The organism is Bartonella sp. AD328YNZD (assembly GCF_042196425.1).
The window spans coordinates 1-619 of the sequence record NZ_JBHIQG010000784.1 but is presented as its reverse complement, the minus strand read 5'-3'; the positions used below and the strand labels follow the sequence as shown (position 1 = coordinate 619).

At 44.4% G+C, this 619-nt stretch carries 1 protein-coding gene; it reads right to left on the bottom strand.

Going from position 1 to position 619, the window contains the following annotated elements:
- Nucleotides 1-619 (bottom strand): ShlB/FhaC/HecB family hemolysin secretion/activation protein (locus tag ACFIO3_RS15025; RefSeq protein WP_375704775.1); only part of this gene is annotated, 619 nt, incomplete at both ends.

Below are 619 nucleotides of genomic sequence, written 5' to 3'. Positions count from 1 at the left end.
GTCCCCCCCAACATCTGGCGCGAATGCGAAATGCCAAAATTGGCGACGCTATATTGACGGCTGCCCACTTCAATCTTATTACCAAGGAGGTAATTGTTGGTTCTTTTATAAGAAAGACCCAAATTCAAAGTTGTAAGGGAAACACTATCACGGTAAAGAACCCTGCTTGTACTGGCGTGCAACTCACTGGAATCCCCCGTCGTCTCAATATCGGTAAAATTGCCAGGGATAATGCTTTGGTAATTATAAACAGTGCCATTCAATCCAAAGGTCCAATAACCATACGGAATACTCACACTCGCTGAAATGTTATTACTATGTCCTTCTTGCTTGCTCCCACCCCAATAATCGGGCTCACTGCGTTGATAGTTAAAATCCCACGCATCATTCATCCCTAAAATATTTTCTACCCTCAAGCCCGCACTATAACGCGCATAACCCGTGGAAGATTGTCCCATATTGTCATGAGAAACAGTAACCTTGAACGTTTTATCGGGATGATTGTTAATATTGACAATGGTGCTCCCTTCTTCACGCCCTGGAAGAAGTTCGCTTTGAGCGTGCGCTGAACTCAAACGGTTGATCTGATCAAGCCCCTGTTCAATATCGCGCATGTTCA